General features: G+C 46.5%; 26 protein-coding genes. 16 read left to right on the forward strand and 10 right to left on the reverse strand.

Annotated features, from left to right (window positions below; all coding sequences use genetic code 11):
- Window positions 1–149: 149 nt before the first annotated feature.
- Together groL and groES are read right to left on the reverse strand one after the other, a co-directional pair.
- Window positions 150–1,799, reverse strand: a complete 1,650-nt coding sequence (groL, locus tag ACO0K1_RS04000) for a chaperonin GroEL (protein ID WP_423022933.1) — start codon at window positions 1,797–1,799, stop codon at window positions 150–152.
- Between the two features lie 50 nt (window positions 1,800–1,849).
- Entirely contained in the window at window positions 1,850–2,140 is a 291-nt protein-coding gene (gene groES, locus ACO0K1_RS04005; RefSeq protein ID WP_423022935.1) for a co-chaperone GroES, read from the reverse strand.
- Between the two features lie 478 nt (window positions 2,141–2,618).
- On the opposite strand from groES, the gene ACO0K1_RS04010 reads away from it, so the two are divergent.
- The gene (locus ACO0K1_RS04010) at window positions 2,619–3,761 is read left to right on the forward strand and encodes an ABC transporter substrate-binding protein (RefSeq protein ID WP_423022937.1); all 1,143 of its coding nucleotides are present in this window, start codon (window positions 2,619–2,621) and stop codon (window positions 3,759–3,761) included.
- Entirely contained in the window at window positions 3,758–5,008 is a 1,251-nt protein-coding gene (locus tag ACO0K1_RS04015) for a GGDEF domain-containing protein (protein WP_423022939.1), read from the forward strand. Before ACO0K1_RS04010 ends, ACO0K1_RS04015 begins: the two co-directional genes overlap by 4 nt.
- A 104-nt stretch (window positions 5,009–5,112) precedes the next feature.
- Here the strand turns inward: ACO0K1_RS04015 and ACO0K1_RS04020 are convergent, their stop codons facing one another.
- From ACO0K1_RS04020 to ACO0K1_RS04050, 7 genes are all read right to left on the reverse strand, one after another.
- Window positions 5,113–5,916 carry a DUF2145 domain-containing protein gene (locus ACO0K1_RS04020; RefSeq protein WP_423022941.1) on the reverse strand — a complete coding sequence of 268 codons (804 nt, stop codon included), beginning with the start codon at window positions 5,914–5,916 and terminating at the stop codon, window positions 5,113–5,115.
- On the reverse strand, window positions 5,916–6,356 hold the full coding sequence (locus tag ACO0K1_RS04025; protein ID WP_423022943.1) for a hypothetical protein: 441 nt from the start codon (window positions 6,354–6,356) through the stop codon (window positions 5,916–5,918). Before ACO0K1_RS04025 ends, ACO0K1_RS04020 begins: the two co-directional genes overlap by 1 nt.
- Before the next feature lie 214 nt (window positions 6,357–6,570).
- Window positions 6,571–7,467: a sulfurtransferase gene (locus ACO0K1_RS04030; RefSeq protein ID WP_423022945.1), complete on the reverse strand. Its 897-nt coding sequence runs from the start codon at window positions 7,465–7,467 to the stop codon at window positions 6,571–6,573.
- A gap of 79 nt (window positions 7,468–7,546) precedes the next feature.
- Window positions 7,547–8,083: a GNAT family N-acetyltransferase gene (locus tag ACO0K1_RS04035; RefSeq protein ID WP_423022947.1), complete on the reverse strand. Its 537-nt coding sequence runs from the start codon at window positions 8,081–8,083 to the stop codon at window positions 7,547–7,549.
- Between the two features lie 65 nt (window positions 8,084–8,148).
- Window positions 8,149–8,994, reverse strand: a complete 846-nt coding sequence (locus ACO0K1_RS04040) for a LytR/AlgR family response regulator transcription factor (protein WP_423022949.1) — start codon at window positions 8,992–8,994, stop codon at window positions 8,149–8,151.
- Between the two features lie 31 nt (window positions 8,995–9,025).
- Window positions 9,026–10,150: a sensor histidine kinase gene (locus ACO0K1_RS04045; protein ID WP_423022951.1), complete on the reverse strand. Its 1,125-nt coding sequence runs from the start codon at window positions 10,148–10,150 to the stop codon at window positions 9,026–9,028.
- A gap of 185 nt (window positions 10,151–10,335) precedes the next feature.
- The gene (locus ACO0K1_RS04050; protein ID WP_423022953.1) at window positions 10,336–11,577 is read right to left on the reverse strand and encodes a CaiB/BaiF CoA transferase family protein; all 1,242 of its coding nucleotides are present in this window, start codon (window positions 11,575–11,577) and stop codon (window positions 10,336–10,338) included.
- A 55-nt stretch (window positions 11,578–11,632) separates the two neighbouring features.
- On the opposite strand from ACO0K1_RS04050, the gene ugpQ reads away from it, so the two are divergent.
- From ugpQ to ACO0K1_RS04090, 8 genes are all read left to right on the forward strand, one after another.
- The gene (gene ugpQ / locus ACO0K1_RS04055; protein WP_423022955.1) at window positions 11,633–12,379 is read left to right on the forward strand and encodes a glycerophosphodiester phosphodiesterase; all 747 of its coding nucleotides are present in this window, start codon (window positions 11,633–11,635) and stop codon (window positions 12,377–12,379) included.
- Window positions 12,380–12,703: 324 nt separating this feature from the next.
- The gene (gene alaS / locus ACO0K1_RS04060; RefSeq protein ID WP_423022957.1) at window positions 12,704–15,316 is read left to right on the forward strand and encodes an alanine--tRNA ligase; all 2,613 of its coding nucleotides are present in this window, start codon (window positions 12,704–12,706) and stop codon (window positions 15,314–15,316) included.
- A complete protein-coding gene (locus ACO0K1_RS04065) occupies window positions 15,313–15,831 on the forward strand; it encodes a GNAT family N-acetyltransferase (protein WP_423022959.1) in 519 nt (172 codons plus the stop codon). The genes alaS and ACO0K1_RS04065 overlap by 4 nt, the downstream gene beginning before the upstream one ends.
- The gene (locus ACO0K1_RS04070; RefSeq protein WP_423022961.1) at window positions 15,831–16,337 is read left to right on the forward strand and encodes an NUDIX domain-containing protein; all 507 of its coding nucleotides are present in this window, start codon (window positions 15,831–15,833) and stop codon (window positions 16,335–16,337) included. The genes ACO0K1_RS04065 and ACO0K1_RS04070 overlap by 1 nt, the downstream gene beginning before the upstream one ends.
- Before the next feature lie 194 nt (window positions 16,338–16,531).
- Window positions 16,532–16,759 (forward strand): sulfurtransferase TusA family protein, encoded by a 228-nt coding sequence (locus ACO0K1_RS04075; protein WP_423022963.1) that lies wholly within the window; start codon window positions 16,532–16,534, stop codon window positions 16,757–16,759.
- 685 nt (window positions 16,760–17,444) lie between these two features.
- Entirely contained in the window at window positions 17,445–18,197 is a 753-nt protein-coding gene (locus tag ACO0K1_RS04080) for an electron transfer flavoprotein subunit beta/FixA family protein (RefSeq protein ID WP_423022965.1), read from the forward strand.
- A 102-nt stretch (window positions 18,198–18,299) separates the two neighbouring features.
- On the forward strand, window positions 18,300–19,229 hold the full coding sequence (locus tag ACO0K1_RS04085) for an electron transfer flavoprotein subunit alpha/FixB family protein (protein WP_423022967.1): 930 nt from the start codon (window positions 18,300–18,302) through the stop codon (window positions 19,227–19,229).
- A gap of 287 nt (window positions 19,230–19,516) precedes the next feature.
- A complete protein-coding gene (locus tag ACO0K1_RS04090) occupies window positions 19,517–21,307 on the forward strand; it encodes an acyl-CoA dehydrogenase (protein WP_423022969.1) in 1,791 nt (596 codons plus the stop codon).
- Between the two features lie 253 nt (window positions 21,308–21,560).
- On the opposite strand, the gene ACO0K1_RS04095 is transcribed toward ACO0K1_RS04090, so the two are convergent.
- A complete protein-coding gene (locus ACO0K1_RS04095; protein WP_423022971.1) occupies window positions 21,561–21,977 on the reverse strand; it encodes an NINE protein in 417 nt (138 codons plus the stop codon).
- Between the two features lie 169 nt (window positions 21,978–22,146).
- On the opposite strand from ACO0K1_RS04095, the gene rpsP reads away from it, so the two are divergent.
- The 6 genes from rpsP (at window position 22,147) to ACO0K1_RS04125 (ending at window position 26,420) form a co-directional block, all read left to right on the forward strand.
- The gene (rpsP, locus tag ACO0K1_RS04100) at window positions 22,147–22,398 is read left to right on the forward strand and encodes a 30S ribosomal protein S16 (RefSeq protein WP_186912892.1); all 252 of its coding nucleotides are present in this window, start codon (window positions 22,147–22,149) and stop codon (window positions 22,396–22,398) included.
- A 13-nt stretch (window positions 22,399–22,411) separates the two neighbouring features.
- Window positions 22,412–22,954 (forward strand): ribosome maturation factor RimM, encoded by a 543-nt coding sequence (gene rimM, locus ACO0K1_RS04105; RefSeq protein ID WP_423022973.1) that lies wholly within the window; start codon window positions 22,412–22,414, stop codon window positions 22,952–22,954.
- A gap of 25 nt (window positions 22,955–22,979) precedes the next feature.
- Window positions 22,980–23,729, forward strand: a complete 750-nt coding sequence (trmD, locus tag ACO0K1_RS04110) for a tRNA (guanosine(37)-N1)-methyltransferase TrmD (RefSeq protein ID WP_423022975.1) — start codon at window positions 22,980–22,982, stop codon at window positions 23,727–23,729.
- A gap of 241 nt (window positions 23,730–23,970) precedes the next feature.
- Window positions 23,971–24,354, forward strand: a complete 384-nt coding sequence (gene rplS, locus ACO0K1_RS04115) for a 50S ribosomal protein L19 (RefSeq protein ID WP_186912895.1) — start codon at window positions 23,971–23,973, stop codon at window positions 24,352–24,354.
- A 330-nt stretch (window positions 24,355–24,684) separates the two neighbouring features.
- Complete coding sequence (locus tag ACO0K1_RS04120) at window positions 24,685–25,353, forward strand: CoA pyrophosphatase (protein WP_423022977.1); 669 nt, start codon at window positions 24,685–24,687, stop codon at window positions 25,351–25,353.
- Between the two features lie 116 nt (window positions 25,354–25,469).
- Window positions 25,470–26,420 carry a CobD/CbiB family protein gene (locus ACO0K1_RS04125; RefSeq protein WP_423022979.1) on the forward strand — a complete coding sequence of 317 codons (951 nt, stop codon included), beginning with the start codon at window positions 25,470–25,472 and terminating at the stop codon, window positions 26,418–26,420.
- Window position 26,421 lies beyond the last annotated feature (1 nt).

A 26,421-nucleotide genomic window follows, 5' to 3' on the forward strand; every position in this document is an offset into this window, starting at 1 on the left:
CTCGCACTCTTTCCAGGCTCGCCGCACGCGAGGGAAGAGGGGTGTAAAGCACAATGTTTCAAGTTTCATTTACTCAGATAGCAAAAAGCCCCGCAACTTGCGTTGCGAGGCTTTGATGAATGCGACTCGGTAGCGAGTAGCAAGCGATATTACATCATACCGCCCATGCCACCCATGCCGCCCATACCACCCATGTCACCCATGCCGCCTGCTGGTTTGTCTTCAGACAATTCAGCAACCAGTGCATCGGTAGTCAAGATCAGGCCAGCAACAGACGCTGCATTTTGCAATGCAGAGCGAGTTACTTTTGCTGGGTCCAGAATACCCATTTCGATCATGTCACCGTAAGTGTCATTCGCAGCATTGAAACCGAAGTTGCCTGAGCCGTTCAAAATCGCGTTAACAACAACGCTTGGTTCGCCACCAGCGTTTGCAACGATTTCGCGCAATGGTGCTTCGATTGCTTTCAGAACCAGTTTGATACCGGCTTCTTGGTCAGCATTGTCGCCTTTGATGACGCCAGCAGCTGCACGTGCACGCAACAGAGCAACGCCACCGCCAGGAACAACGCCTTCTTCAACGGCTGCGCGAGTTGCATGCAATGCATCTTCAACACGTGCTTTTTTCTCTTTCATTTCTACTTCAGTTGCAGCACCAACTTTGATCACAGCAACACCGCCTGCCAATTTGGCAACGCGTTCTTGCAGTTTTTCGCGGTCGTAGTCAGATGTTGCTTCTTCGATCTGAGCACGGATTTGTTTAACACGTGCTTCGATGCCGATAGCCTGACCTGCGCCGTCGATCACTGTTGTGTTTTCTTTGCCGATTTCGATACGTTTAGCTTGACCCAGATCAGCCAGAGTTGCTTTTTCCAGTGTCAGACCAACTTCTTCAGCGATTACTTGGCCGCCAGTCAGGATAGCGATGTCTTCCAACATTGCTTTACGACGGTCACCAAAGCCAGGCGCTTTAACAGCAGCTGTTTTCAGGATGCCACGGATGTTGTTCACAACCAAAGTTGCCAGTGCTTCACCATCAACATCTTCAGCGATGATCAACAATGGGCGGCCAGATTTTGCCACTTGTTCCAGAACTGGGAGCAGATCACGGATGTTCGAGATTTTTTTGTCGAACAACAGAACGAATGGGTTTTCCAGGATAACGGATTGTTTTTCTGGATTGTTGATGAAGTATGGTGACAGGTAGCCACGGTCAAACTGCATACCTTCAACGATGTCGAGTTCGTTGTCGAGAGATTTACCGTCTTCAACTGTGATCACGCCTTCTTTACCTACTTTGTCCATTGCACGAGCGATGATGTCGCCGATGTTTTGGTCAGAGTTTGCAGAGATAGAACCAACTTGAGCGATTTCTTTGTTGGTTGTAGTTGGCTTAGACAGAGTTTTGATTTCTGCAACGATAGCCACAACTGCTTTGTCGATACCACGTTTCAAGTCGGTTGGGTTGAAACCAGCGGCAACGTATTTGAAGCCTTCGCGAACGATTGCTTGTGCCAATACGGTTGCTGTTGTTGTACCGTCACCAGCATTGTCAGAAGTACGGGAAGCGACTTCTTTCACGAGCTGCGCGCCCATGTTTTCCAGTTTGTCTTTGAGTTCGATTTCTTTAGCGACTGACACACCGTCTTTAGTCACTGTTGGCGCGCCGAAAGAGCGTTCCAGAACAACGTTACGACCTTTAGGGCCCAGTGTTACTTTAACTGCGTTTGCCAGAATATTTACGCCATTAACGATTTTCGCACGTGCGTCATCGCCAAAAATTACTTGTTTAGCTGCCATGTTATTTCTCCGAAATCTTGTGGATATCTAAATACTTAGGGATACAGGAATTACTTCTGTACGATCGCGAAGATGTCTTCTTCACGCATAACTAACACTTCATTGCCGTCAACTTTGACAGCTTGGCCAGAGTATTTACCGAACAATACGCGGTCGCCAACTTTAACTTCCAGGGCGCGCACAGTGCCGTTGTCCAATTGTTTACCTGTACCAACGGCTAATACTTCACCTTGATCTGGTTTTTCTGCTGCTGCGTCTGGCAGAACGATACCGGATGCAGTTTTTGTTTCTTGATCCAGACGTTTAACGATCAGACGATCGTGCAGGGGACGAAGGTTCATACAAGCTCCTTTAAATTTGCGAGTAATTACGAGGGAATACTATTGAATTCAATTTAAGCTGGGGAAAGACTTTGTTAGCACTCTCTCCCAACGAGTGCTAATTATATGGGCGAGGTGCTGGTATTTCAAGGATCAAAAAATGAAGATTTTATTTAAATCTTAAAAAACAATGACTTAGGATTTTTTGACGAAATGAAAATAAGCAATTATTGAGGTGAATTAGAAGCGCTAGGCATCATAAAAATGTTAAAAAAACAATTTCTTAAATTGTGATTTTTTGTGAAGAAGCCAATTTTTTGTAAAAAAGCGTACAAAATAAAGCCTTGTAACGGTTATAGCGAATGAGTAAACAGTAAATTTGATTTTAGAGGAGGCCGACTCGTCCACGACGGATTATCTGGTAATACCTAAAACTAACCGTGCCTGATTCAAAATTCGAATTGCAAATGTTGAGGCATTTCGAATGTAGGGAGTAAATATGAAAATTTGGCATCGTTGTATTTGGCATCGCTGTATGTCGCTTGTAGGAATGATTCTCGTCTTTTTGCCAGGTATTAGTTTTGGCATGTCTGTGACGTTTCTCAATCCCGGAAAGTCCGATGAAGTTTATTGGGTAACTGCATCACATTGTATGTCTGCTGCCGCACACAGCTTAGGCGTGCAATTAGAAATTCTCTATTCAGAACGCGACCATCTGAAAACGCTGACCATCGCAAAAGAGATCGCTGCCCGCGGCCCAGGTAATCGCCCGGATTATGTCATTTTGTCAAATGATTATGCGGTAGGTATGGAAGCGATGCGTATCCTTGATGCGGCTAAGATCAAAACGTTTTTTGCCTTCAGCGGTATCTCTGATCCGCATGAGCGCGACACGGTGGCGGGGCCGCGCCAGATTTATAAAGGGTGGCTTGGCTCCCTGGAACCTAAATCAGAAGAAGCTGGCTATTTGACAGCACGTGAACTTATTCAGCGCGGCGAAGCGATGCATTTATATGCCCCTGATGGCAAGTTACATATGCTCGTGATCGCCGGCGATCGGACGACAACGACTTCCTTTAAACGCAATAACGGCATGCGGCGGGCTATTGCGGAAGCGAAAAATTTGGTTGTAGATCAAGAGGTCTATGGTGAATGGAGTCGAACCAAAGCAAAAGTACAAAGCGAATGGCTGTATAAACGATATCCCGGTAAACATCTGGTTTGGGCCGGTAATGATCAGATGGCATTTGGCGCGATGGAAAGCTGGCGCGCTATCGGCGGAGTTCCCGGGAAGGATTCGTTATTCAGCGGCGTTAATACGTCATCAGAAGCCTTAACCGCGATTGAAGACGGCAGCCTGACTGCATTAGCGGGAGGACACTTTGTCGCTGGTGCATTTGCTCTTGTGATGTTGTACGACTATGACCACAGTAAGGATTTTACTGACGAAGGTCTCGAGTTAGATCGTTCCATGTTCATCTTATTTGACAAAGAAAGTGCGCATCGCTTTTACCATTTATTTGGCGGTTTGAACTTTGAACACGTCGACTTCAGGCAGTTTAGTAAAGTCTATAACGCCAACGTCAAAAAATATGAATTTAGCTTCAGGCAAATATTGATGCAAAGCGAAAAACAAAAATGAATTCGACTACCTTACAACCTATCGCCACGTTATTGATACGGCGGGTTTTTAAGTGGGTACTTTTATGTGTACTTGTTTTTAGCAGTGTCCAAGCATGGTTTAACTACACGTCGATTGAGAAAAATTTTAACTCGACGGTGAGAGATGTCGCGGATACCCATCTGCCGCTATTGGGCGTTGCGATCTGGGACATTGAGCCTCAGACAATACAAAAGCAAATAGTACTCATTTTAAAAAACACGTCGATCGCCTATGTCACGATCAAGGCCAGTTCAGGGCAAATTTTTGTGGGCGGCAATGCTAATGTTGCGGCTAGCGGACGACACGTGGTATTTGATATACCCTCGCCACTTGAAAACGCAGTGCCGGTAGGGACGATGGACTTGGTGATTGACACAAGTATTTTGCACCATGAGCTCATCCAGAGTTTTTTTCTTGTGACCGTGGAGGTCTTGCTGCTTGCTATTTTTATTTTGACAGCAGTGGTCGCTATTTTGCGTCGAGACCTTGAACGTCCGATGCGTCAGTTAGCCAACTATGTCAGAAATATTCAGGCCGACCAATTATCAGGAAGCTCACAGATGGATCTGCCAGAAGCGCATGCATACAGTGAAATTGATCTGGTGCTTGAAGGCTTTCAAATTATGCAAAACAGTATCAAAAAGCACATCCTTCATCAGGACGCTTTAGTCATAGAGCGTACTATGCAGCTCGAAAGAGCAATGGAGTCGCTTAAACAATTATCGATTACGGACGGTTTGACTGGCTGTTACAACCGTTTATTGTTTAATGAACGGATGCCGGGTGAAATGCAACGTGCGAAGCGCTATGACAGAACTTTGTCCATCGTATTCTGTGATATTGATTATTTTAAATCAGTCAATGACCAATACGGACATTCTACCGGTGATAAGGTTTTGATTGCTTTTGCTCAAACGCTGAAGGACGAGATCAGAACTGATATCGATTGGATCGTTCGGTATGGTGGAGAAGAGTTCGTTGTGGTGTTACCGGAGACGCGTTTATCTTCTGCGATTGACGTCGCCGAGCGCATGCGTCGCAGTGTCGAACATGATCTCGAAGTATTGATTGGCAACGGTGAAAAATTAAAAATCACGGCCAGCTTTGGCGTTGCTCAAAAAACGGCAACCGACGATCTCGATAATCTTGTGAATCGGGCAGATGAATGGTTATATGCGGCAAAGACCGGTGGCCGCAATCAGGTTCGGCCACAGAAACCGGCGTGATGGACGTCTCATGCATGTCTTATTGTTGCCTCAAGAAGGTCATTGGTGTGACTTTTTGTGACTTTTTTTGACTTGTTCTGACCCGTTCAGGCTTGGTTGTGAAATTAAAGTCCAAGTACAATTTTATCTGTCGTGCTATCACGTCCTTCCATAAAGCGAACGATGGATTCGACCGTGACGGTATCGATCAGGCCAGACATGCGACGATCAAATGGATGGTCATCAAAGCTAACGTTGGCGCGAAACATGCGTGCGCCTAAACGCGTTAAGGTATCAATGTGCAGCACGTCAGGATGATAGTCGGCGGATGTTAACCAGGCTTGCGCTTGTTGACGGTTATTGATGTTGATGCCTTGCGCCATTGCAGCCGCAAAGACTTCTAGCGCCCATTGATTCGAATTTTGATAGCGTACAGAAAATGGATAAGCCAGCATATTGTAATGAGAATCATGCAACGCTTTTGCTTTGCCATTTTCAAGAATTGTACGAAGTTTTGATTGCAATTCCGGTTTTGGAATGAGTATCAGCGTTTCAAATGCAAACATATCATCGAGAAAGAAGTTTCCCAATCCCTCATCAAATAAGCCTGAATTGGCAGTGCCGCAGTCATTAAGTTCGTGAATCACAGACCAACGTCCATCCATCTCACGTTTTGCCAGACCAAGATGAGAATAGCGCAAATGGTATTTGGACAGATCTTGACCAACACGTGCAATGAGCGCGATATCCGCTTTACTATCGATCAGTCGTAGATTGGTTTTTTGTGCCAATTCCAGCGCTTGCATGACTTTGTGCGCATCATATGAGGGCGCTTCACAAGGGCGTCCTGCAAAACTGGCTGACGTCGAGAACAAAGCAATCGCACACAAGATTGTGCGTAAGATGATTGGCATTGATTTCTTTGGCATTATTGCACCTTGTTATGATGCAAAAGCGCGTTCCCAACTTCGTTTGGAATAAAAGCAATCGCCTTTCCCGACGCAATCAATAAATATCCTGTCGTCGTGGCGCTGACTTCCACCAAGGTTCCGCTGGCGATCGCTAATTTTTCTATCGCTTTACCTGACAACTTGATCGTCGTGCTTGCCGCTTGCCCTGACGCTTTCAGTACGACAGTCATGCCCTCTGCGGCTGTTTCTACGCTCGTCACTACAACGGCGCCTGAGCCAACGACGGTGGACATCGTGCCCGCAACGACCATTCCTGCACCCATTGACAAGGTTTCCGATGCCGTTGAGGGTGTACACGACAAGCAGTCTGCTGCGTTGGTCGCTGGTGCGTAACCAATCAGTGCTGATAGCAAACTGCATACCAGCAACGTTTGGCATTTATTTGATTTGATGAGCATGTCGTCTCCGGATTTTTGTTAATGATGCTAACAATGGCGAATAAATGTAAAAATCTCAAATAGTTTTTATCAGGTCGCATTTTTTGCAAATGAAAGTCGTAAAAATTGATGCTCCGCTGTTGCATCGATGCTGAATGGTCAAAAAAAATCGCCGCGCATTTTATTCAATGCAAGGCGATTTTTAAGTCTTAATCTGAACCTAAATCAGTCAAACTCAATTTTCTTGTGCGATGTCGTTAATTGACGATTCCGTGGATTCTTTTTTGCAGTGAGGGCAGGATTTTCCGGGTACATACCACGGTGACAATTGTTCTCGTGGTGTGACGACGGCGCGACAGGCAAAACACTGTTTGGTATCGGTGGCCTCTAATTGCGGATTCAACGCAGTGCGATAATCGAAGACGAAGCAATCGCCGTGGTAGTGATCACCACCAACTTCTTCAAAATATTTCAGAATGCCACCTTCCAGTTGATAAACACTTTCATATCCAATGTTTTGCATATGAATAGCCGCTTTTTCGCAGCGAATGCCGCCGGTGCAAAAAGTGACAACAGTCTTATCATTAAGGGCTTCACGGTTCGCTTCAATGACCGCAGGAAACTCGGTAAACTTTGTGATGCGATAGTCAATCGTATTATCAAAACTACCCACGTCCACTTCAAAATCATTGCGCGTATCCACCATGACGACAGGCTTACCATTGTCATCATGACCTTGATCCAGCCAACGTTTTAAGGTTTTTGCTTCAACAAACGGCGCACGACCTTCTTCAGGTTTAATCAGCGGCATACGCATGGTGATGATTTCCGCTTTCAGTTTGACCAATAATTTGGTGAACGGTTGGCGATCGGAAAAACTTTCTTTAGCAACAATGTCAGCAAACCGTTGATCAGCATGTAGCCAATCCATATACGCATCGACTTCATGACGCAAGCCGGCCAGGAACATATTGATACCCTCGGGGGTCAATAAAATAGTACCTTTGAGATTGAGTTCTGTGCATTTATCGATGAACGCCTGCCGCTTTTCAGCGGTGTCATTGAAGGTGATAAATTTGTAAGCAGAGATATTGACGTAGGGTGTTTCTGGAGAAAGTGTTGCTACCGGCATAATAATAAATTCAGTAAGTCATTGATTTGTCAGCATTATAGTTGAAAATGCGTACTATTTGCTCAAACCTTTTTTTGATTTATGCGGCGAGTAACATGTCGACGTGTGGAATATCATCTTCCAGGTACATGTCACTGACGGTTTTAAAGCCAAAGCTGCCGTAGAATTTTTCCAGATAGGCCTGTGCGCCGATTCGAATTGGTGCTTGCGGATAAAGTTGCCGTAAATGTGCAATGCCATTGACAAGTAACAATTTACCTATGCCTGTACCGCGCCATTTTTGTGTGCTGAGGACACGGCCTATGGAGGGTTCTGCAAAGCTTAATCCCGCTGGAACGATGCGGATATAAGCCGCGACGTCGCCATTCTCATCCCAGGCAATTAAATGATGGCAATGCGGGTCTTTGCCGTCAATATCTTGATAGACACAATTTTGTTCCAAAACAAACACAGCAGAACGTGCCGCAAAAATCCGATGAAGTTGTATATTGCTGAGTTCTGCAAAAGGTAAGCATTGCCATACCAATTGAGAAAGTTGGGCAGCGTTCGTTGTTTGACTAGTTTGCGCAGTTTGAGTGGTTTGAGTAGTTTGAGGCGCCGCAGAATCTGAAGTCATTGAATATTTTTCCTGAAGGTACAACTGTAGGTGCAGCTGGAATGAAACCTGGTCTCAATTTTAGCTTACATTTGTTTGAACAAATGTGCGTAGACCCGGCTGACGCTGAGTTTGTCGTTGCTATCCTTTAATTTTAAGGTGATTTTACCGGTTTCATCTTTATGCGCCATTTGTACCCGTTTGATATTCACCACCGTACTCCGATGTATCTGCCAGAACAGAGTGCTATCGAGTTGGGGTAAGAGATCGCGCAAGCTACTGCGAATTAACGAAGAGTTGTCGGTCGTTACTACGTTAATATATTTATCTGTGGCTTCAAAATACAAGACGTCTTCGATTGGAATCAGGCGAATAGTGTTACCTACCGCCGCACGGATAACGGCCAGTTTTTCCGCATGCGGTGCGTTACGATGAATTGGATGGTGGATGTTGATTTGCTGCAACTGACGTAATTGTGCGATGACTTGTTCCAGTTGATTCCCAGAGGCTGGCTCCTCACTTTCATGTGGTGCGAGAGCTGGTATTTTTTCTTTCAAGCGCTGTATCGTTTTAGCCAGCCGTTCTTCCGTGATCGGCTTTAAAATGTAATCTGCAGCGCATTGTTCAAATGCCTGCACCGCAAATTCGTCGTAGGCCGTAACATAGACAGTCAAAGGGAAAGCTTGGTCGGAAGGCCATTCTTCAGCTAATTCTTGCACGACTTCCAAGCCAGTTTTCCCCGGCATTTTAATATCGAGAAAGAGAATGTCAGGTAAGTTTTCGAGGGCGACTTGCACAGCTTCCACACCATTCTCTACGATGCTGCACAAGCTCAGTTGAGGCCATAACTTTATTAGCATACGTTGTAAAGTCAGCGATAAGATGGGCTCGTCTTCTGCAATCAATGCTTTTATTTGGCTGTCTTGAGTCATGTTGTCTTTTGATATCAGAGGTTCGTTTCGATTATGCTGCACTAGGAATCGATAATGTCGCTAACGCACCTTCGGGTGTATTGGGCGTAAGGTTAAAGTGTGCCGCATTACCATATAGAGCTGATAAGCGTTCGCGAATATTGGCATTGCCCAGTTGCGTAGCGCTATTTTTCTCATGGTATTTTTCTTCAAAATTAAACACTAATCCCAGACCCGTATCGCGCACTTGTAGCTGCAGTTGATCGCTCATTTTGCTGGCGCTGATGTGTATTGTGCCGCCTTCCAGTTTTGGTTCTAGTCCATGCTTAATGGCATTTTCAACCAAGGGTTGCAATAGCATCGGCGGAATTTTTTCTTGTTCTAATTCAGGGGGAAGGCTTAAGGTGTAACTCAAACGTTTTCCCATGCGGATGACCAATAAATCCAGATACGCCTGGATTAATGTGAATTCGTGTTTTAAGGTGGTATTTTCTGCACGGGATGAGCTTAAGGTGGCGCGTAGATAAACGATCAATTGTGTCAGCATGTGCTGTGCACGTTCGGTATCAATCGCAATTAGTCCCTGCAGATTTGCCAGCGTATTAAACAACATATGCGGCTCTATTTGCGCCTGTAATAACTGCAATTGGGCTTGCATTGCCTGGCGTTCTATCGACGCAGTGCGGGCTTTTTCTGCTTCCGCAGTCGCGATCAATTTCGCCATGCGAACTTTGTTCAAGAAAGACGATGCAGCGACTAAACTGACCAGGCAGGTCAGTACAACAAATGCAGTGATATAGTTAGTTTGAAACCGTAAGACGTTGGCAACAGGATAAGAAAATAGTACGGCACCTATTGCTGAACCGACGATAAAACCAAGAGGTGCAAGTAACATGCTCAATAAATAAAATAGCAACATACTTGGCGGCGAATCGCGCCATAAAAAATGAATACTGCTGCGTATCAGTAAATAACAACACCCGCCAATCGCATTTGAAAATACCCAGTTTTCAAACAGATTACTGCCATTGCGCATGACAAAAGTGACTAATAATGTGCAGATCAGATTGATGATCAGTATGCGCGGGATTTCGCAAATGATCTTCTTGAGTAAACCTGGCGACATATTCTGATAAGTTTGCTGCCATCGATGTTGGATTATTTTTGCAAAGTGCATGATCGATCAACATTTCTGTAGGTGGAAGTAAAGACTAAAGACTAAAAGCTTTACTAATCTTCATCAAACAGTTCTCGACGAGTGGCGAATGTATGTCGCCAGTCGTCACTTTTATGGCGTGAAACACATCACGCTGTCTTTGAACTAGAGAACTTACGTTTTTTGGTGATGGCGTCCGGCAAGGATTAAATCACTTTTTTTTGCTTGAGTATTTGTAAGTGCTTGTCATCGTAGTTGAGTAATCTCTGTAATACAGTATCCGTATGTTGCCCTAGCAACGGTGGTGCACCTGCATAAGTGATTGGGGTGGCGGATAGTTTCATGGGGCTGGCGACGAGTTTGACCTTGCCAGCAGTTGGGTGCGGCAATTCTATTTGCATCTGGCGGGCCTGTACTTGAGGATCTTCGAAGACTTCGTTGAGCTTGTTAATGGGGCCACATGGAACGCCAGCATCTTCCAGTAAAACCAGCCACTCCGCTTTTGTTTTGCCTCTGACCATCTCCGCCAGCAAGGGCACAAGGGTGTCACGGTGCTGTATGCGTGCCGGGTTAGTGCTAAACCGCGGGTCATCGGCAAGTTCAGGGCGGCCGCCCGCGTGAACAAACTTTTTATATTGACCATCGTTGCCAGCCGCCACGATGATGTGGCCGTCAGACGTTGCAAAGGTTTGGTAGGGCACAATATTGGGGTGCGCATTACCCCAGCGTTTTGGGGGAATGCCCGTGGTCAGATAATTCATATTCATGTTTGCCAGCATTGCGACTTGTACATCGAGCAATGCCATATCGATGTATTGGCCTTCACCTGTGCGATCCCGGTGGGAGAGGGCAGCCATTACCGCTATCGTTGCATACATCCCAGTCATTAAATCGGTGATGGCGATACCGGCTTTTTGCGGTCCGCCACCCGGCAGATCGTCGCGTTCCCCCGTTAATGACATAAACCCACCCATGCCCTGTACGATGAAATCGTAACCAGCCCGATGTGCATACGGACCATTTTGGCCAAAACCTGTGATAGAGCAATACACCAGATCGGGCTTGATTTGCTTCAGTGATTCGTAGTCCAGACCGTATTTTTTGAGTTGTCCGACTTTATAGTTTTCTAGGACGACGTCTGAGATCGCCGCTAACTCGCGGATGATAGACTGCCCTTCCGCGGTCGCAATATCCACAGTGATTGCTTGTTTGCCGCGATTGGCTGCCAAATAATAAGCGGCCTCGCTGGTATTGTTGCCAGCTTCATCGCGCAAATACGGAGGCCCCCAACTACGGGTGTCGTCACCGCTCTCGGGCCGTTCTACTTTAATAATGTCAGCACCGAGATCTGCCAGATTCTGTGCACACCACGGCCCCGCCAGTACACGCGTCAAATCGAGTACTCGAACGTGCCCTAAAGCCGTTTTAGGTAATGAAGCTGTCGTCATCTTAGTTTATCCTAATCGTTATTTATTATTTATTGATTATTTTCAGGAGATCAGTATGTGGCCGTATCCAAAAGTCATTGCCCATAGAGGTGGCGGTACCTTGTCGCCAGAGAATACACTGGCTGCAATGCAATGTGGGCTGGATTATGGCTTTTCCGCAGTGGAGTTTGATGTCATGTTATCAAAAGACGGCATTCCTGTGCTAATGCATGATCCTGAATTTGGTCGAACCGTGAGCGGTAAGGGGCTGGTTGCTGAATGCGACGCAGTGGATTTGCAAAAAATGGATGCCGGACGTTGGTTTTCAGACAAATTTATCGGCGAAACAGTGCCTACCTATGAGGAGGTGGTCCGGTTTTGTCGTGTCCACGGCATTTGGATGAACGTCGAAATCAAACCATCGCCTGGCGTGGAGCAAGAGACAGGGCGGGTTGTCGCTGAGTTGACGGCCAAATTGTTTGCGGATGTCAGCGTCACGGATGTTCAGCATTTACCATTGTTTTCATCCTTCGAATTCCCAGCCTTGCTCGCAGCAAAACAGGCTGCGCCCCAGATTCCGCGCGGTTTTTTGATGGATGAAATAAATCCCGATTGGCGCGCTGATTTGCAAGAGTTGTCTGCTGTCGCATTACACACCAATCATAAGCACTTGAATCTTGATCTGGCGCGACAAGTTAAAGATGCAGGCTATGGCTTGTTTTGTTACACCGTTAACACGACGGAACGCGCAAAAGAGATTTTATCGTGGGGCGTCGATGCTTTCTGTACAGACAGGATCGACCTTATTCCCGCCGATTTTTAAGTCATCAAACTGCATTAAACAATATCAAGCAGCATTAAACGACGCACATTAATGACTAAGCAAAATGAACCGACAATGTTGTTTAGTTGTCGGTTTGCTTATTATTGTTTGGAAACTAATAACCGAAAGATGGCATATTTTGTCAATTAGTTGTATTTTTAAGCATTGAATTGCTATGCGTTGGTATCACGATACGGTCAGGGTTAATTTACAACTATTTGCAACGATGTCCTGACCTATTTGCTGCCTCATTGCTGATGTTGTACTTAATTTATACCGTATAATCGAAAATTAGACCATTTTTCAGCTTAGCCATCTCAATTTATGAACTCGTCAGAAATCCGCGATAAATTCCTTAGTTTTTTTGAATCCAAAGGCCACAGCCGTGTGCGCTCATCGAGCTTGATTCCAGGCAATGATCCAACATTGTTATTCACCAACTCCGGTATGGTGCAATTTAAGGACGTATTCCTTGGACAAGATAAGCGCGCATATAGCCGCGCCACGACGGCGCAGCGCTGCGTACGTGCTGGTGGAAAACATAATGATTTGGAAAACGTTGGTTACACCGCGCGTCACCACACATTCTTTGAAATGTTGGGTAACTTTTCATTTGGTGATTACTTCAAAAAAGAAGCGATTCACTATGCATGGGAATTGCTCACAGTAATCTATGGCTTGCCAAAAGATAAATTGACCGTCACCGTCTACCAAGAAGATGACGAAGCCTACGATATCTGGAAAAATGAAATCGGCGTGCCAGTTGAACGGATCATTCGTATAGGTGACAACAAAGGCAGTCGCTATGCCTCCGATAATTTCTGGCAAATGGCGGATACTGGCCCATGCGGTCCGTGTACAGAAATTTTTTATGACCATGGCCCGGAAATCTGGGGTGGTCCTCCGGGTTCAGCGGAAGAAGACGGCGATCGTTTTATCGAGATCTGGAATCTGGTGTTTATGCAATTCAACAAGGATGAAGCGGGTGTTTTGCATCCTTTACCTAAGCCATGTGTCGATACAGGTATGGGCTTGGAACGTTTGTCAGCGGTATTGCAGCATGTGCATTCAAACTATGAAATTGACACTTTCCAAAATCTGATCAAAGCGGCTGCGCGTGAGACTGGCTGTACTGATTTAGAAAATAATTCCCTGCGTGTTATCGCCGATCATATTCGTTGCGCAAGTTTCCTAATCGTTGATGGTGTCATTCCTGGCAATGAAGGCCGTGGTTACGTCCTCCGCCGTATTACCCGCCGTGCATTGCGGCATGGCCATAAGCTTGGTCAGAGCCAACCATTTTTCTTCAAACTTGTTGCGGACTTGGTAAAAGAAATGGGCAGTGCGTATCCTGAGTTAGCGGAAACAGCTGATCGCGTAGCAGAAGTCATCAAACAAGAAGAAGAACGTTTCGGTGAAACGCTGGAACACGGCATGAAAATTCTGGAAACAGCGCTGGCAAAAGAAAGCAATCAGCTTGATGGCGACACGGCTTTTACTTTGTACGATACCTACGGGTTCCCTTTAGATCTGACGGCCGATATTTGTCGCGAACGTCATGTCGTTCTGGATGAAGCTGGTTTCAACGCTGCGATGGAAATTCAGCGTGAAAAAGCCCGTAAAGGTGGCAAATTTAAAATGGCCGCAGCGATTGACTACAGCGGTGATAAAACCACCTTTGTTGGTTACGATCAATTGCAATACGATGCCAAAATCGTTGCACTCTACGTCGATGGTTCCGCAGTCAACGAAGTTAAAGCTGGTCAACACGCGATTGTCGTTCTCGATACCACGCCATTCTATGCCGAGTCCGGTGGTCAATGCGGCGATTCCGGTGTTTTAATCGGTAGCGATGGTGCGGTATTCGACGTTAGCGATACGCTCAAAGTACAAGCAGACGTGTTCGGACATCATGGTGTATTGAAGTCAGGAACCTTAACGATTGTGCAAAGTGTCAAAGCTGAGGTCGCCACCGATATTCGTGCTCAGACGATGCGTAATCACTCCGCCACCCATTTGATGCATAAAGCTCTGCGTGAAGTATTGGGCAGCCATGTTGCACAAAAAGGTTCTTTAGTTGACGTAGAAAAGACACGTTTCGATTTCAGTCACAATGCGCCGATGACAGCGGATGAAATTCGTCAAGTTGAAACGATCGTTAATCGCGAGATTCTGGCAAACGTCGCGACGCGTGCGCAGGTAATGGCATTTGATGATGCTGTTAAACACGGCGCGATGGCTTTGTTTGGTGAAAAATACGGTGATGAAGTGCGTGTTCTCGATATTGGTTCGTCGCGTGAATTGTGCGGCGGTACCCACGTTTCGCGCACTGGTGACATCGGTTTATTCAAAATCGTCGCCGAAGGTGGCGTCGCAGCCGGTATCCGCCGCATTGAAGCGGTGACTGGTGAAGTCGCTTTGACTCTGGTGCAAACGCTGAATACTCGCGTCAATGAAGCGGCTGCCGCTTTAAAAGCGCAGCCAGAAGAATTGACCATGCGAATTTCTCAGGTGCAGGATCACGTTAAATCTTTAGAAAAAGAATTAGCAACATTGAAGTCCAAACTGGCATCAAGCCAGGGCGATGATTTATTAGCGCAAGCGGTCGACGTTAAAGGTATCAAAGTGTTGGCTGCGGTGTTGGATGGTGCCGATGTCACAGCGCTGCGTGAAACTATGGATAAGCTCAAAGACAAGCTGAAAACTGCGGCGATTGTGCTGGCATCCGTCACTGATGGCAAGGTAAGTTTGATTGCTGGCGTTACAGCGGATAGCACGTCAAAAATCAAAGCCGGCGAGCTCGTTAATTTTGTAGCACAGCAGGTTGGTGGTAAAGGAGGCGGGCGTCCTGATATGGCGCAGGCAGGTGGTACCGAGCCTGCTGGCTTATCTCAGGCTTTGAGTAGTGTTCATGAATGGATTAACGGAAAATTATGATCCACATACGTCGCGCAGAATTTTCTGATGCGGCCCAGATCCAACGGGTCTACGCCAGTGCCGGCACTTATGGCGGCACTTTTCAACTTCCGCACCCTTCGGTAGAAATGTGGCAAGAGCGTTTGCGACAGATCGATCCCGATGACACCATGTTGGTGGCCGTCAGTGACGGGGCTATCGTCGGCAATGCGGGGTTGAAATTAGAAAAGAAGCAGCGACGTTCTCATGTGGCGACACTCAGATTAAGTGTGGCAGACTCATTTGCCGGGCGAGGTGTGGGAACAGCCTTGCTCACTGAGTTGCTCAATTTGGCGGATAATTGGTTACATGTTTTGCGGATTGAATTGACCGTTTTTTGCGATAACGCGCCAGCCGTTCATTTGTATAAAAAATTTGGTTTTGATATCGAAGGCACGCATCGCGCTCATGCATTGCGCAACGGACGGTTTACCGATTCTTATTCAATGGCAAGATTGCATCCCCGCCAGCCATTGATACCTGTGCGAGAGACCTGATGGATTTATCATTTTGCCCTGTTTGCGCAAGTCAATTGGTCACGCGAGCAGATGATCAGGATGCACAAAAAATTCGACTCGCATGCCCCGATGGCCATTGGACACATTGGGACAATCCACTACCAGTACTTGCTGCCCTCGTTGAATACGAAGGAAAAGTTTTGCTGGCACGAAATGTTGCCTGGCCTGAAAAAACCTTTGCGTTAATTACCGGTTTTATGGAGCGCGGCGAAACACCTGAACAAGGTATTGCACGTGAACTCAAAGAAGAAACTAATCTGGATGCCACTGCGATCAGTTTGATAGGGGTCTACGAGTTCATTAAAAAGAACGAAGTCATTATTGCTTATCATGTGGTAGCAACAGGTGACATCCAGTTGTCAGAAGAATTATTAGAATACCGTTTAATTGAACCTGAAAAACTTCGCCCGTGGAATGCAGGAACCGGCCACGCGATGGCTGATTGGATGCGAAAACGTGGTTATGAACCCGTATATTATGAGTGACCAACTGGCTAAATCACGACTTTTATTAATTGGGTGACAAGATTTTGCTTTGATTTGGTGCATTTAGTTTGCAGAAAATTAAGGAAATGTTGTTAGTGTGTTGCGTTGCACCATGCAGATGAAAATTCCGGTAGAATTGGTGCATCAAATGTTTTGCAAATGAACTTACATCATTTGCTGCTACAGGAAAAATCATGCAATTCAATAAAGAACTGGATGCGCGCGGACTGAATTGTCCTTTGCCTATTTTGAAGACTAAAAAAGCACTCGCTGAAATGATCGCTGGTGAGGTATTACACGTACTCGCGACTGACCCAGGTTCAGTAAGAGACTTTAAAGCGTTCTCGAAACAAACCGGTAATGAACTGTTATCGCATCAAGAAAATACCAACGAATACGAGTATTTCATCAAGCGAAAATAAGCTAATCAAACTGCCTATCGCTGATTGGCCTCAAAATTGATCTTTGCTAAAAACCCGCAATCAAAATTGCGGGTTTTTTTATGTCCCGCATTTTTCTCCTGTAATTATTCTTTCAGGGAGTCTTGTGTGGCGCAGACTTACTCACACTGAATAATTGATTTGAGGAAGAACTATTGCACTAAAAAGAAAAAGTGTGCGTTTGGGCAATGCGTAGGGTTTGCAATGTCGGAGAAAAAATATCAAAATACTAATAATATTGATTAACACTCCCTTGATAGCGGTAAGAGGAAGGTAAATAATGCACTGCGGCAATTCTGGATTTATACTTATTTCTTCAATGGCCTTTTTTATTTGCGATGATGGCTCGTTTTCTATCGAAACGGTGCATTTTGTCACACATGAGGCCTGATTTAGGTGTTTCGCTCTAGCGTCAATTAGATTAAAAAAGGAACGATCGTGCTAAATTATGCAAAATGTTCCTCATTTCGATTTATAATCGATATGATTTACGTTAACGTCAATTTGTCCACACGCTCTACTGCTACTATGCTTTAGTGCGCGCTCGCCTGATTACAGGATAGTATGCGGAGTTGGTCAGAGGTAGCGTCAACCGGTTTCGATTTAGCTTTACACTCAATCAGCAGTACCCTCAGTATCCCCAAAATTAGCTCATAAAGGCAGAACTATGAAAGTCCTGGTACCAGTCAAACGAGTAGTCGATTACAACGTCAAAGTGCGCGTCAAATCTGATGGCACAGGGATGGATATCGCCAACGTTAAAATGTCGATGAACCCTTTCGATGAAATCGCAGTGGAAGAAGCAACCCGCTTGAAAGAAGCTGGTGTTGTTACTGAAGTTGTGGCAGTTTCTTGCGGCGTAGCGCAATGTCAGGAAACCTTGCGTACAGCAATGGCGATCGGTGCGGATCGCGGCATCCTGGTGGAAAGCGATGCAGAGTTGCAACCACTGGCCGTAGCTAAAATGCTTAAAGCGTTGGCTGATAAAGAACAACCACAACTGATTATCCTCGGCAAGCAAGCGATTGACGATGATTGCAACCAAACTGGTCAGATGCTGGCAGCCCTGCTGGGTTGGCCGCAAGCAACTTTTGCTTCTAAAGTGACTGTCGCAGATGGTAAAGCGACTGTGACACGTGAAGTCGATGGCGGACTGGAAACATTGTCGTTGACGTTGCCAGCGATCATCACCACAGACTTGCGTTTGAATGAACCACGTTATGTGACTTTGCCAAACATTATGAAGGCGAAGAAAAAGCAACTGGATAACGTTAAACCAGCTGATTTAGGCGTCGACGTGGCTTCTCGCGTTAAAACACTGAAAGTGGCAGAACCAGCAAAACGCAGCGCCGGTATCATCGTGCCAGACGTGGCAACATTGGTTTCTAAACTGAAAAATGAAGCGAAAGTGATCGGCTAAGTTTTAGCGGATTTTTAGCACATTTTTAGTTTCGCTGAAAAAATTTACGAATAATTTTTCACCGGTCCAAGTTGACTGGTGATCTACCAAGTGGAAAACATCATGACTACACTCGTCATCGCTGAACACGACAACGCTGGCCTCAAGGGCAGCACTTTAAATACCATCACTGCAGCAGCTCAATGCGGCGGCGATGTTCACGTTCTGGTTGCTGGTTTCAATGCTGGCGCAGCTGCGCAAGCTGCAGCACAAGTAGCAGGCGTCAGCAAAGTATTGCACGCTGATGCTGCGCATTTTGCTGATGGTCTGGCAGAAAACGTGGCTGAGCAAGCGCTGGCTATCGCTAGTGGTTACACACATATCCTGGCACCAGCAACAGCCTACGGCAAAAACATTCTGCCACGTGTCGCGGCAAAACTCGACGTATCGCAAATCTCTGAAATCACTAAAGTGGATTCTCCAGACACGTTCGAACGCCCAATCTACGCTGGTAACGCGATCGCCACAGTGCAATCCACTGATACAGTCAAAGTAATTACTGTCCGTACAACAGGCTTTGATGCAGCTGCAACAGGTGGTTCTGCTGCTGTTGAATCCATCACTGCTGTTGCTGATTCAGGCAAGTCTGCTTTTGTTTCCCGTGAAGTTGCCAAGTCTGATCGTCCAGAATTGACTGCTGCAAAAATCATCGTTTCCGGCGGTCGCGGTATGGGTTCTGCGGATGCGTTCAAAGTATTAGAACCATTGGCCGACAAACTCGGTGCAGCAATGGGTGCATCTCGTGCTGCGGTTGACGCAGGCTTCGTACCGAATGACTGGCAAGTTGGTCAGACAGGTAAGATCGTGGCGCCACAACTCTACATCGCTGTTGGTATCTCCGGCGCGATTCAGCATCTGGCGGGTATGAAAGATTCCAAAACAATCGTTGCGATCAACAAAGATCCAGAAGCACCGATCTTCTCTGTAGCTGATTACGGCATCGTTGGCGATTTGTTTGAAATCGTTCCGCAACTGGTTGCAGAGTTGGGCTGATAGGTCACGCTTGACCAGCTCGTGGTTCGTAATGAACTTGTCGGGCTGAACGGGGCAGAATCAGTAGTTTGTCGCTTCATAAGCAGCAATGCGTTGTAGTAGTGACACATTGCTGATTCTGTCTTTTTTTACGCGCGTAAGTTTGTTGTACGTGTGTACTGTCATCATGGCCGACACAAAATCGTTTTTTGTTCATTTTTGAGGTTGATCTTGCTATTCCCGGCTGATCAGTATCAAGTTGACGCAGAATAATTTTGTTTCTGTCATATCTATTTTGGGGAAATGCTATGAGTTATGTTGCACCAGTAAAAGACATGTTGTTTGCCATTAATGAGCTTGCAGGCTTGTCTGAAGTTAACGCCTTGCCAGGTTGTGAAGATGCAACTGCAGAAACCGTGGAAGCAGTGCTCGAAGAAAACGCTAAATTTGCTGGCGAAGTTGTTGCTCCACTGAACTGGGAAGGTGATAAAGCGCCAAGCTACTGGAAAGATGGTCAGGTATTCACTACCAAAGGCTTTAAAGAAGCGTTCAAGTTATTTGGCGAAGCGGGCTGGCAAGGTGTGCAGCATCCACAAGAGTTTGGCGGACAAGGTTTGCCAAAACTGGTTGCTACGCCATGTATCGAAATGCTCAACTCTGCCAGTATTTCTTTCGCACTTTGCCCATTGTTGACTGACGGTGCGATCGAAGCCTTGTTGACGGCCGGTAGCGATGAACAAAAAGCGATTTATCTTGAAAATCTGATCTCTGGCAAATGGACAGGTACGATGAACCTGACTGAACCCCAAGCAGGTTCGGATCTGGCGATGGTACGCAGCCGTGCCGTGCCACAAGGTGATGGTACTTACAAAATTTTTGGTACAAAAATTTATATTACCTACGGTGAACACGATATGGCAGAAAATATCGTTCACCTGGTGTTGGCACGCACGCCGGATGCACCGGAAGGCGTTAAAGGCATTTCATTGTTTATTGTGCCTAAGTTTATGGTGAATGCTGATGGTAGTCTGGGTGCACGCAATGATGCGCATTGCGTATCGATTGAACACAAGCTGGGTATCAAAGCCAGCCCAACAGCGGTATTGCAATTTGGTGATCATGGTGGTGCAATCGGTACTCTGGTCGGCGAGGAAAATCGCGGCCTGGAATACATGTTCATCATGATGAATGCCGCACGTTTCGGTGTGGGTATGCAGGGTATTGGTGTGGCAGAGCGTGCATATCAAAAGGCCGTGCAATATGCACGTGATCGCGTGCAGTCGCGTGATCTGGCGGGTTCCGCAGGTCCGGTTTCCATCATCCATCATCCAGACGTGCGTCGTATGTTGATGTCGATGCGGGCACAAACTGAAGGCGCGCGTTCTTTGGCATATGTTGCCGCAGCATTGAGCGATGTCGCACATCATCATGAGAATGCTGAAACACGAAAAGCGAACCAGGCCGTGTATGAATATTTGGTGCCTATCGTAAAGGGTTGGTCCACAGAAATGTCTTTGGATGTCACTTCAACCGGTGTCCAGGTTCATGGCGGTATGGGCTTTATCGAAGAAACTGGTGCCGCGCAACATTATCGTGATGCAAAAATCCTGACGATCTACGAAGGTACCACAGCCATTCAGGCGAATGATCTGGTCGGCCGCAAAACCGTTCGCGATGGTGGCGCAACTGCGAAGGGCTTGATTGCTCAGGTGCGTGCTGTCGAAGCCGAATTGGCAGCCGCAGGTACGCCAGATTTGCTGGCGATTCAGGCGCAATTGGCTTTGGGTTCCGCCGCTCTCGAAGACGTAGTGAACTTTGTTGTTGCCAACGTCAAGCAAGATATCAAAGCCGTGTTTGCTGGTAGCGTGTTGTATCTGAAGTTGGCAGGCATTGTTTTAGGCGGCTGGCAAATGGCGCGCGCAGCTCTGATTGCACATAAAAAATTGCAAACAGGTGAAGGCGATGCTGCGTTCTATCAGGCAAAAATCGTTACAGCGCGTTTCTTCGCGGATCATATTTTGTCTGCCGCTCAAGGTTTGCGCTCTGCGATTGTGAGTGGTAGTGCAGGGGTCTTGGGCTTATCCGAAGATCAGTTCTAAGTCGTTCTTTCGAAAAAACGCTCCAGCAACGTTGCGACGCCCGGTCGCACTAAAGTGATGTCAGCGTCGTTGCACCTTGTTAGGCCGGTTTTGCTGAAGTCTGTTGGGCTAGCCACTGAGAGGTAGTCTCAGTGGAATTGCGACGGCTTGTTGAGATCGGTTTGAGACCGTAATCCACGATTGGAATGAAAAAAAACGACCCTTGAAAATTTCAATGGGTCGTTTTTTTATTGTTCAGGCTAGTGCTGTAAATTTAACCGTAAGCCCCGCCTGTATAAAACAGATCAAAGGCGCGTGCGATTGTGCCAATTAATGCAATTGCGCCAAAGCCGACGGTGAAAACTAAAATTAAGGCGAGTGGCCACGAAGATTCACTCGGGTAGTCTGCATTGGGATTATGTTGTGCATCCCATTTCTCGTCTGGCGTTAATCCAATGATTAATGCTTCGAGCAAAGAGATTAAAAAGGACAATACGAGCGGGCAATAGATGACCAATCCTGGTTGGCCAAAGAAAAAATGGCCGATGATCAACGAAATTGGTAGTGATATAAAATGCAACCAGCCCCATTTGTCATTTTTGCCATGTAAATAAAATCGATGTCCGCCTATGCTGCCCGTCAGGACAGCGAGGAGAGTTGTGATCGTTTTGTTTTTCTGTGTCGACGTCATTGAAGCGCATTTCATCATTGATAAGAGAACTGATTGTAGCGCGATGTGCAAGTTACTGGCAAAAAGCATACGCTTATCGTCGAAATCGTTGATAATCCTTGCGTGTTTTGTTTTAGGCGGGCTATAATCTACAGCTTTTTCCGCGTTTAGAACATTTTTTGGAAATATTATGGTCGTTATTCGTTTAGCTCGTGGTGGCGCAAAAAAGCGTCCTTTTTACAACATCGTTGCAACTGATTCCCGTAATCGTCGCGATGGTCGCTTTATCGAGCGTATCGGTTTTTACAATCCAGTAGCAACTGGCAATGCAGAGTCCGTACGTGTTGCAGCTGACCGTCTGGCTTACTGGCAAGGCGTAGGCGCACAATTGTCTCCGGCAGTTGCTCGTCTGGTTGCTCAAGCTGGTAAAGCAGCAGCTTAATAGTTTGCTCGCGATGTCAGTTGGAATAGATGTTCCTGATGATTTAGTCTTGGTTGGCTATGTCTCGGGAGCATTTGGTATTCATGGTTGGGTAAAGATTCGTCCTTATTCACCAGATGCCGACGCTATGCTTTCTGCCAAACACTGGTGGATAGATAAGCCTGAATTGCAAAACATTGCACGTATGGAAGCAAAAATCCATGGTGAAGATGTGGTCGCGAGACTGGCAGGTGTCACAGATAGAAATACGGCTGAAGCACTGAGAGGTGCAACGGTCAAAATTTCGCGCAAACAATTCCCGGCTTTATCTGATGGTGAATTCTATTGGGTAGATCTGGTCGGTTTGCAAGTAGATAACTTGCAAGGCGAAAGTTTGGGTATCGTCAGAGATTTGATGGATAACGGCGCGCATCCTATTTTACGGGTGGCAGCGGCCGATATTCCTGAAGCTGAGTTGCAAAAGCATGAAAGATTAATTCCTTTTGTCGATCAATTCGTCAAAGAAGTGAATCAGGAAGCGCGAAAAATACAGGTTGACTGGGGTATAGATTATTAGTCCGATGGAATCAGAAAGCATAACAATGCAGTTTGATGTCATCACGCTGTTCCCCGAAATGTTCGCAGCGATCACCCAATCTGGTGTGACGCGGCGGGCGTTTGAACAAAAGAAGTGCGAATTAAAGCTCTGGAATCCGCGTGATTTCACTGCAGACCGGCACCGGACTGTGGATGATAGACCTTACGGCGGCGGACCAGGTATGGTCATGCTGGCGAAGCCCTTACAAGATGCGATTCAGGCAGCGAAAGCGCGTCAGAATGCCTTGGGAAAGGCTGAACCCAAAGTGATTTACTTATCGCCCCAAGGCAAGCGCCTGACGCACCATCGTGTTATGCAAATGGCAGATTTATCTGGCATGGTGCTATTGTGTGGCCGTTATGAGGCAGTTGACCAGCGTTTGCTGGATTCCTGCGTGGATGAAGAAATTAGTCTTGGTGATTTTGTCTTGTCTGGTGGGGAGTTGCCCGCCATGGCATTGATGGATTCGGTGATCCGACAAATTCCAGGCGTATTGCATGACGACATGTCGGCTGTGCAAGATAGCTTTGTGAATGTATTGCTTGATTGTCCGCATTACACCAGGCCAGAAGTTTTCGAAGGGCAGGCAGTCCCGGCTGTGTTAATGGGCGGGAATCATGCTGAGATTGAAAAATGGCGGCGTCAGCGTGCATTGGAAGCCAGTGTGCAAAAACGACCTGATTTGATTCAAGCTGCGCGTGAGGCTGGGTTACTTAGTCGCACTGATGAAAAGTTTTTGAGCAGTCTACAGTAGTCTATAGCAGGACATACGCAAAACCGCCCCAGCGGTGTGATGGCTTATACAGTACAGTTATACTGTTGTCGTCGCCATGCCTTGATCGGACAATTTTGTGTAAGTTCTAAAGTTTTCTTATCTGCGTTGCAGATAAGATTGTAAAGCGCATACCTCGGTATGCATGTTAAACCCCATCCTCTACCGGGCAGAAGTCAGACCTAGTCTGCGGCGTCGGCAAGATGGTTATCGGAGTATAAAAATGGATCTGATCCAAAAATTAGAGCAAGAAGAAATTGCTCGCCTCGGCAAAAACATCCCTGACTTCGCACCTGGCGATACAGTCATCGTTAGCGTGAACGTTGTTGAAGGTACACGTAAACGTGCACAGGCTTACGAAGGCGTTGTTATTTCCCGTCGTAATCGTGGTTTGAACTCTAACTTCATCGTTCGTAAGATTTCTTCCGGCGAAGGCGTAGAGCGTACATTCCAGTTGTATTCTCCTTTGATCGCTTCTATCGAAGTGAAACGTCGCGGTGACGTACGTCGCGCTAAGTTGTACTACTTGCGTGAACGTTCAGGTAAATCTGCACGTATCAAAGAAAAATTGCCAGCACGTAAAGTGGCAGCAGCAAAAGCAGAATAATATCTGCCTGCGTTGTTCGAAAAAAGGAATGCCTTGTGCATTCCTTTTTTTGTTTGGTGATAATGAGTTTTCGGAAGTTCTGTGACGTGTGTTTAAATCAAGAGAGGAAGTGCAGCGAGTTGTTTCCGCACAAAAATGTGGGTGTCCGGTCGGACGGCTGCAGCCCGCGAACAGAAGTTACCCTTTGTATTGATAGACTGTACTGGTAAGCCATAACTAGTTCATAATATGGGGAGCGACGCCGATGTTGACGCATTTTGATCGTAATGCGACTTGCCATGATAATGCGCACATCCTCGATCTTCCTTTTTATCATCGAATTGATACCCAGTGAGCAAACTAGCCTTTGACCCGGAAATTTTACCTATTGTCTCAGTGGCCAATGAAGATGCTGTGCCACTAGACAGGTTGACGCCAGATCGCTTAAAGCAACGATTTCAGCAGGCACCAATCTGGATGCCGGAAATACAAATGGAAGAAAGCTTTTTCACGGGTCTGTCGTTTCGACCCGCTTCCGTATTGATACCCTTGGTTTTGCGTGAGCGCGGATTAACTGTGCTACTAACGCAGCGTGCCACAGGTTTGAATCACCATGCTGGGCAAATCAGTTTTCCAGGTGGGCGATTTGAAACGAGTGACGTCAACCCGATTGAAACTGCCTTACGAGAGACGCAAGAAGAAATTGGGCTAGATCGACAGCACATTGAACTCCTTGGTAACTTACCCGATTATAAAACCGGAACGGGCTATCTCGTGACGCCCGTTGTGTCGTTGGTGCATCCACCTTTTGATTTGATGACCGATCCCGCCGAAGTTGCAGCCGTATTTGAAGTGCCGCTGACGTATTTAATGAATGGAAAACACCATCAGCGCCGGGTATTTCAACTGCCAGATGGTGGCGGTCAGCGTAATTTTTATGCGATGCCCTATGAGCAGCATTTTATTTGGGGTGCGACGGCAGGGATGCTGCGTAATTTGTTTCATTTTCTGCGTGCTTAAAGAGTTTATCTTTCCATGAAGAACAAAGCTTCATAATCTGAGCAATTGCGTTTACACTTGCCGCATTAGCAAACTATTTGACGATCGTCGTCACGACGACGTTAGCCTAGCCTACCATGACATTTCTTTCGATTCTGTTTGCGTTACTGATTGAACAACTTAAGCCTTTGCGTGCTGACAATCCGATCTACATGCAAATTCAAACTCTGGCGACCAAAATAGAGGCGTCTTTTAACGCCGGTAAGGTCAAGCACGGACGTCTGGGCTGGTGGATCATGGTTGGCTTACTGACCGTTCCCACCGCTTTAATACATTGGCTATGTCTGCGCTTTAGTCCATTTGCAGCGTTTGCATGGAACGTCATCATTGTTTATTTAACCTTAGGCTTTCGACGTTACAGCCATTATTTCACGTCAATTCAGCTCGCATTGAGTTCCGGTGACGAAGAGGCTGCTCGTCGATTTTTGGCGGAATGGACGCATCGTGATACAAGCGACATGGATGTATCGGAAATTTCGCGCATTGCGATAGAACGGGCCTTAATTGCCACCCACCGGAATGTGTTTGGTGTATTTTTCTGGTTTTTAATGCCTGTCGGCCCTGCTTGCGCAGTGATGTACCGTGTTGCTGAATACCTGGCGCGCGCATGGACCGAACCTGAGCACATGAAAAATGAAGAGTTTGGTGTCTATGCAACAAAAATATTTTATTGGATAGACTGGATTCCAGCACGTTTGACTGCCGCTGCCTTTGCGGTGGTGGGTAATTTTGAAGATGCTGTTTATTCCTGGAGAAATTATGCTGATCGCTGGAAAGATGAAGTCGTCGGTATTATTTTATCCGCTGGCGGCGGTGCCCTAGGCGTACGCCTTGGTGAGCCAGAAGAAAAAGCGATGGTCTTGCAAGCAGATGCCAGCGCGGTGGACGTCGATAGTCTGGAGTTAGAAAGTCAGCCTGGTGCAGAAGCGTCGCCGCGGGCGTTGCAAAGTGCGGTGGGCCTCGTCTGGCGGGCATTGCTCCTTTGGATGTTGTTATTGCTCTTGTTATCCTTCGCAATTTGGATTTGAT

It is taken from the genome of Undibacterium sp. SXout20W (assembly GCF_049340285.1).
In the GTDB taxonomy this organism is placed as follows: Bacteria; Pseudomonadota; Gammaproteobacteria; order Burkholderiales; family Burkholderiaceae_D; genus Undibacterium.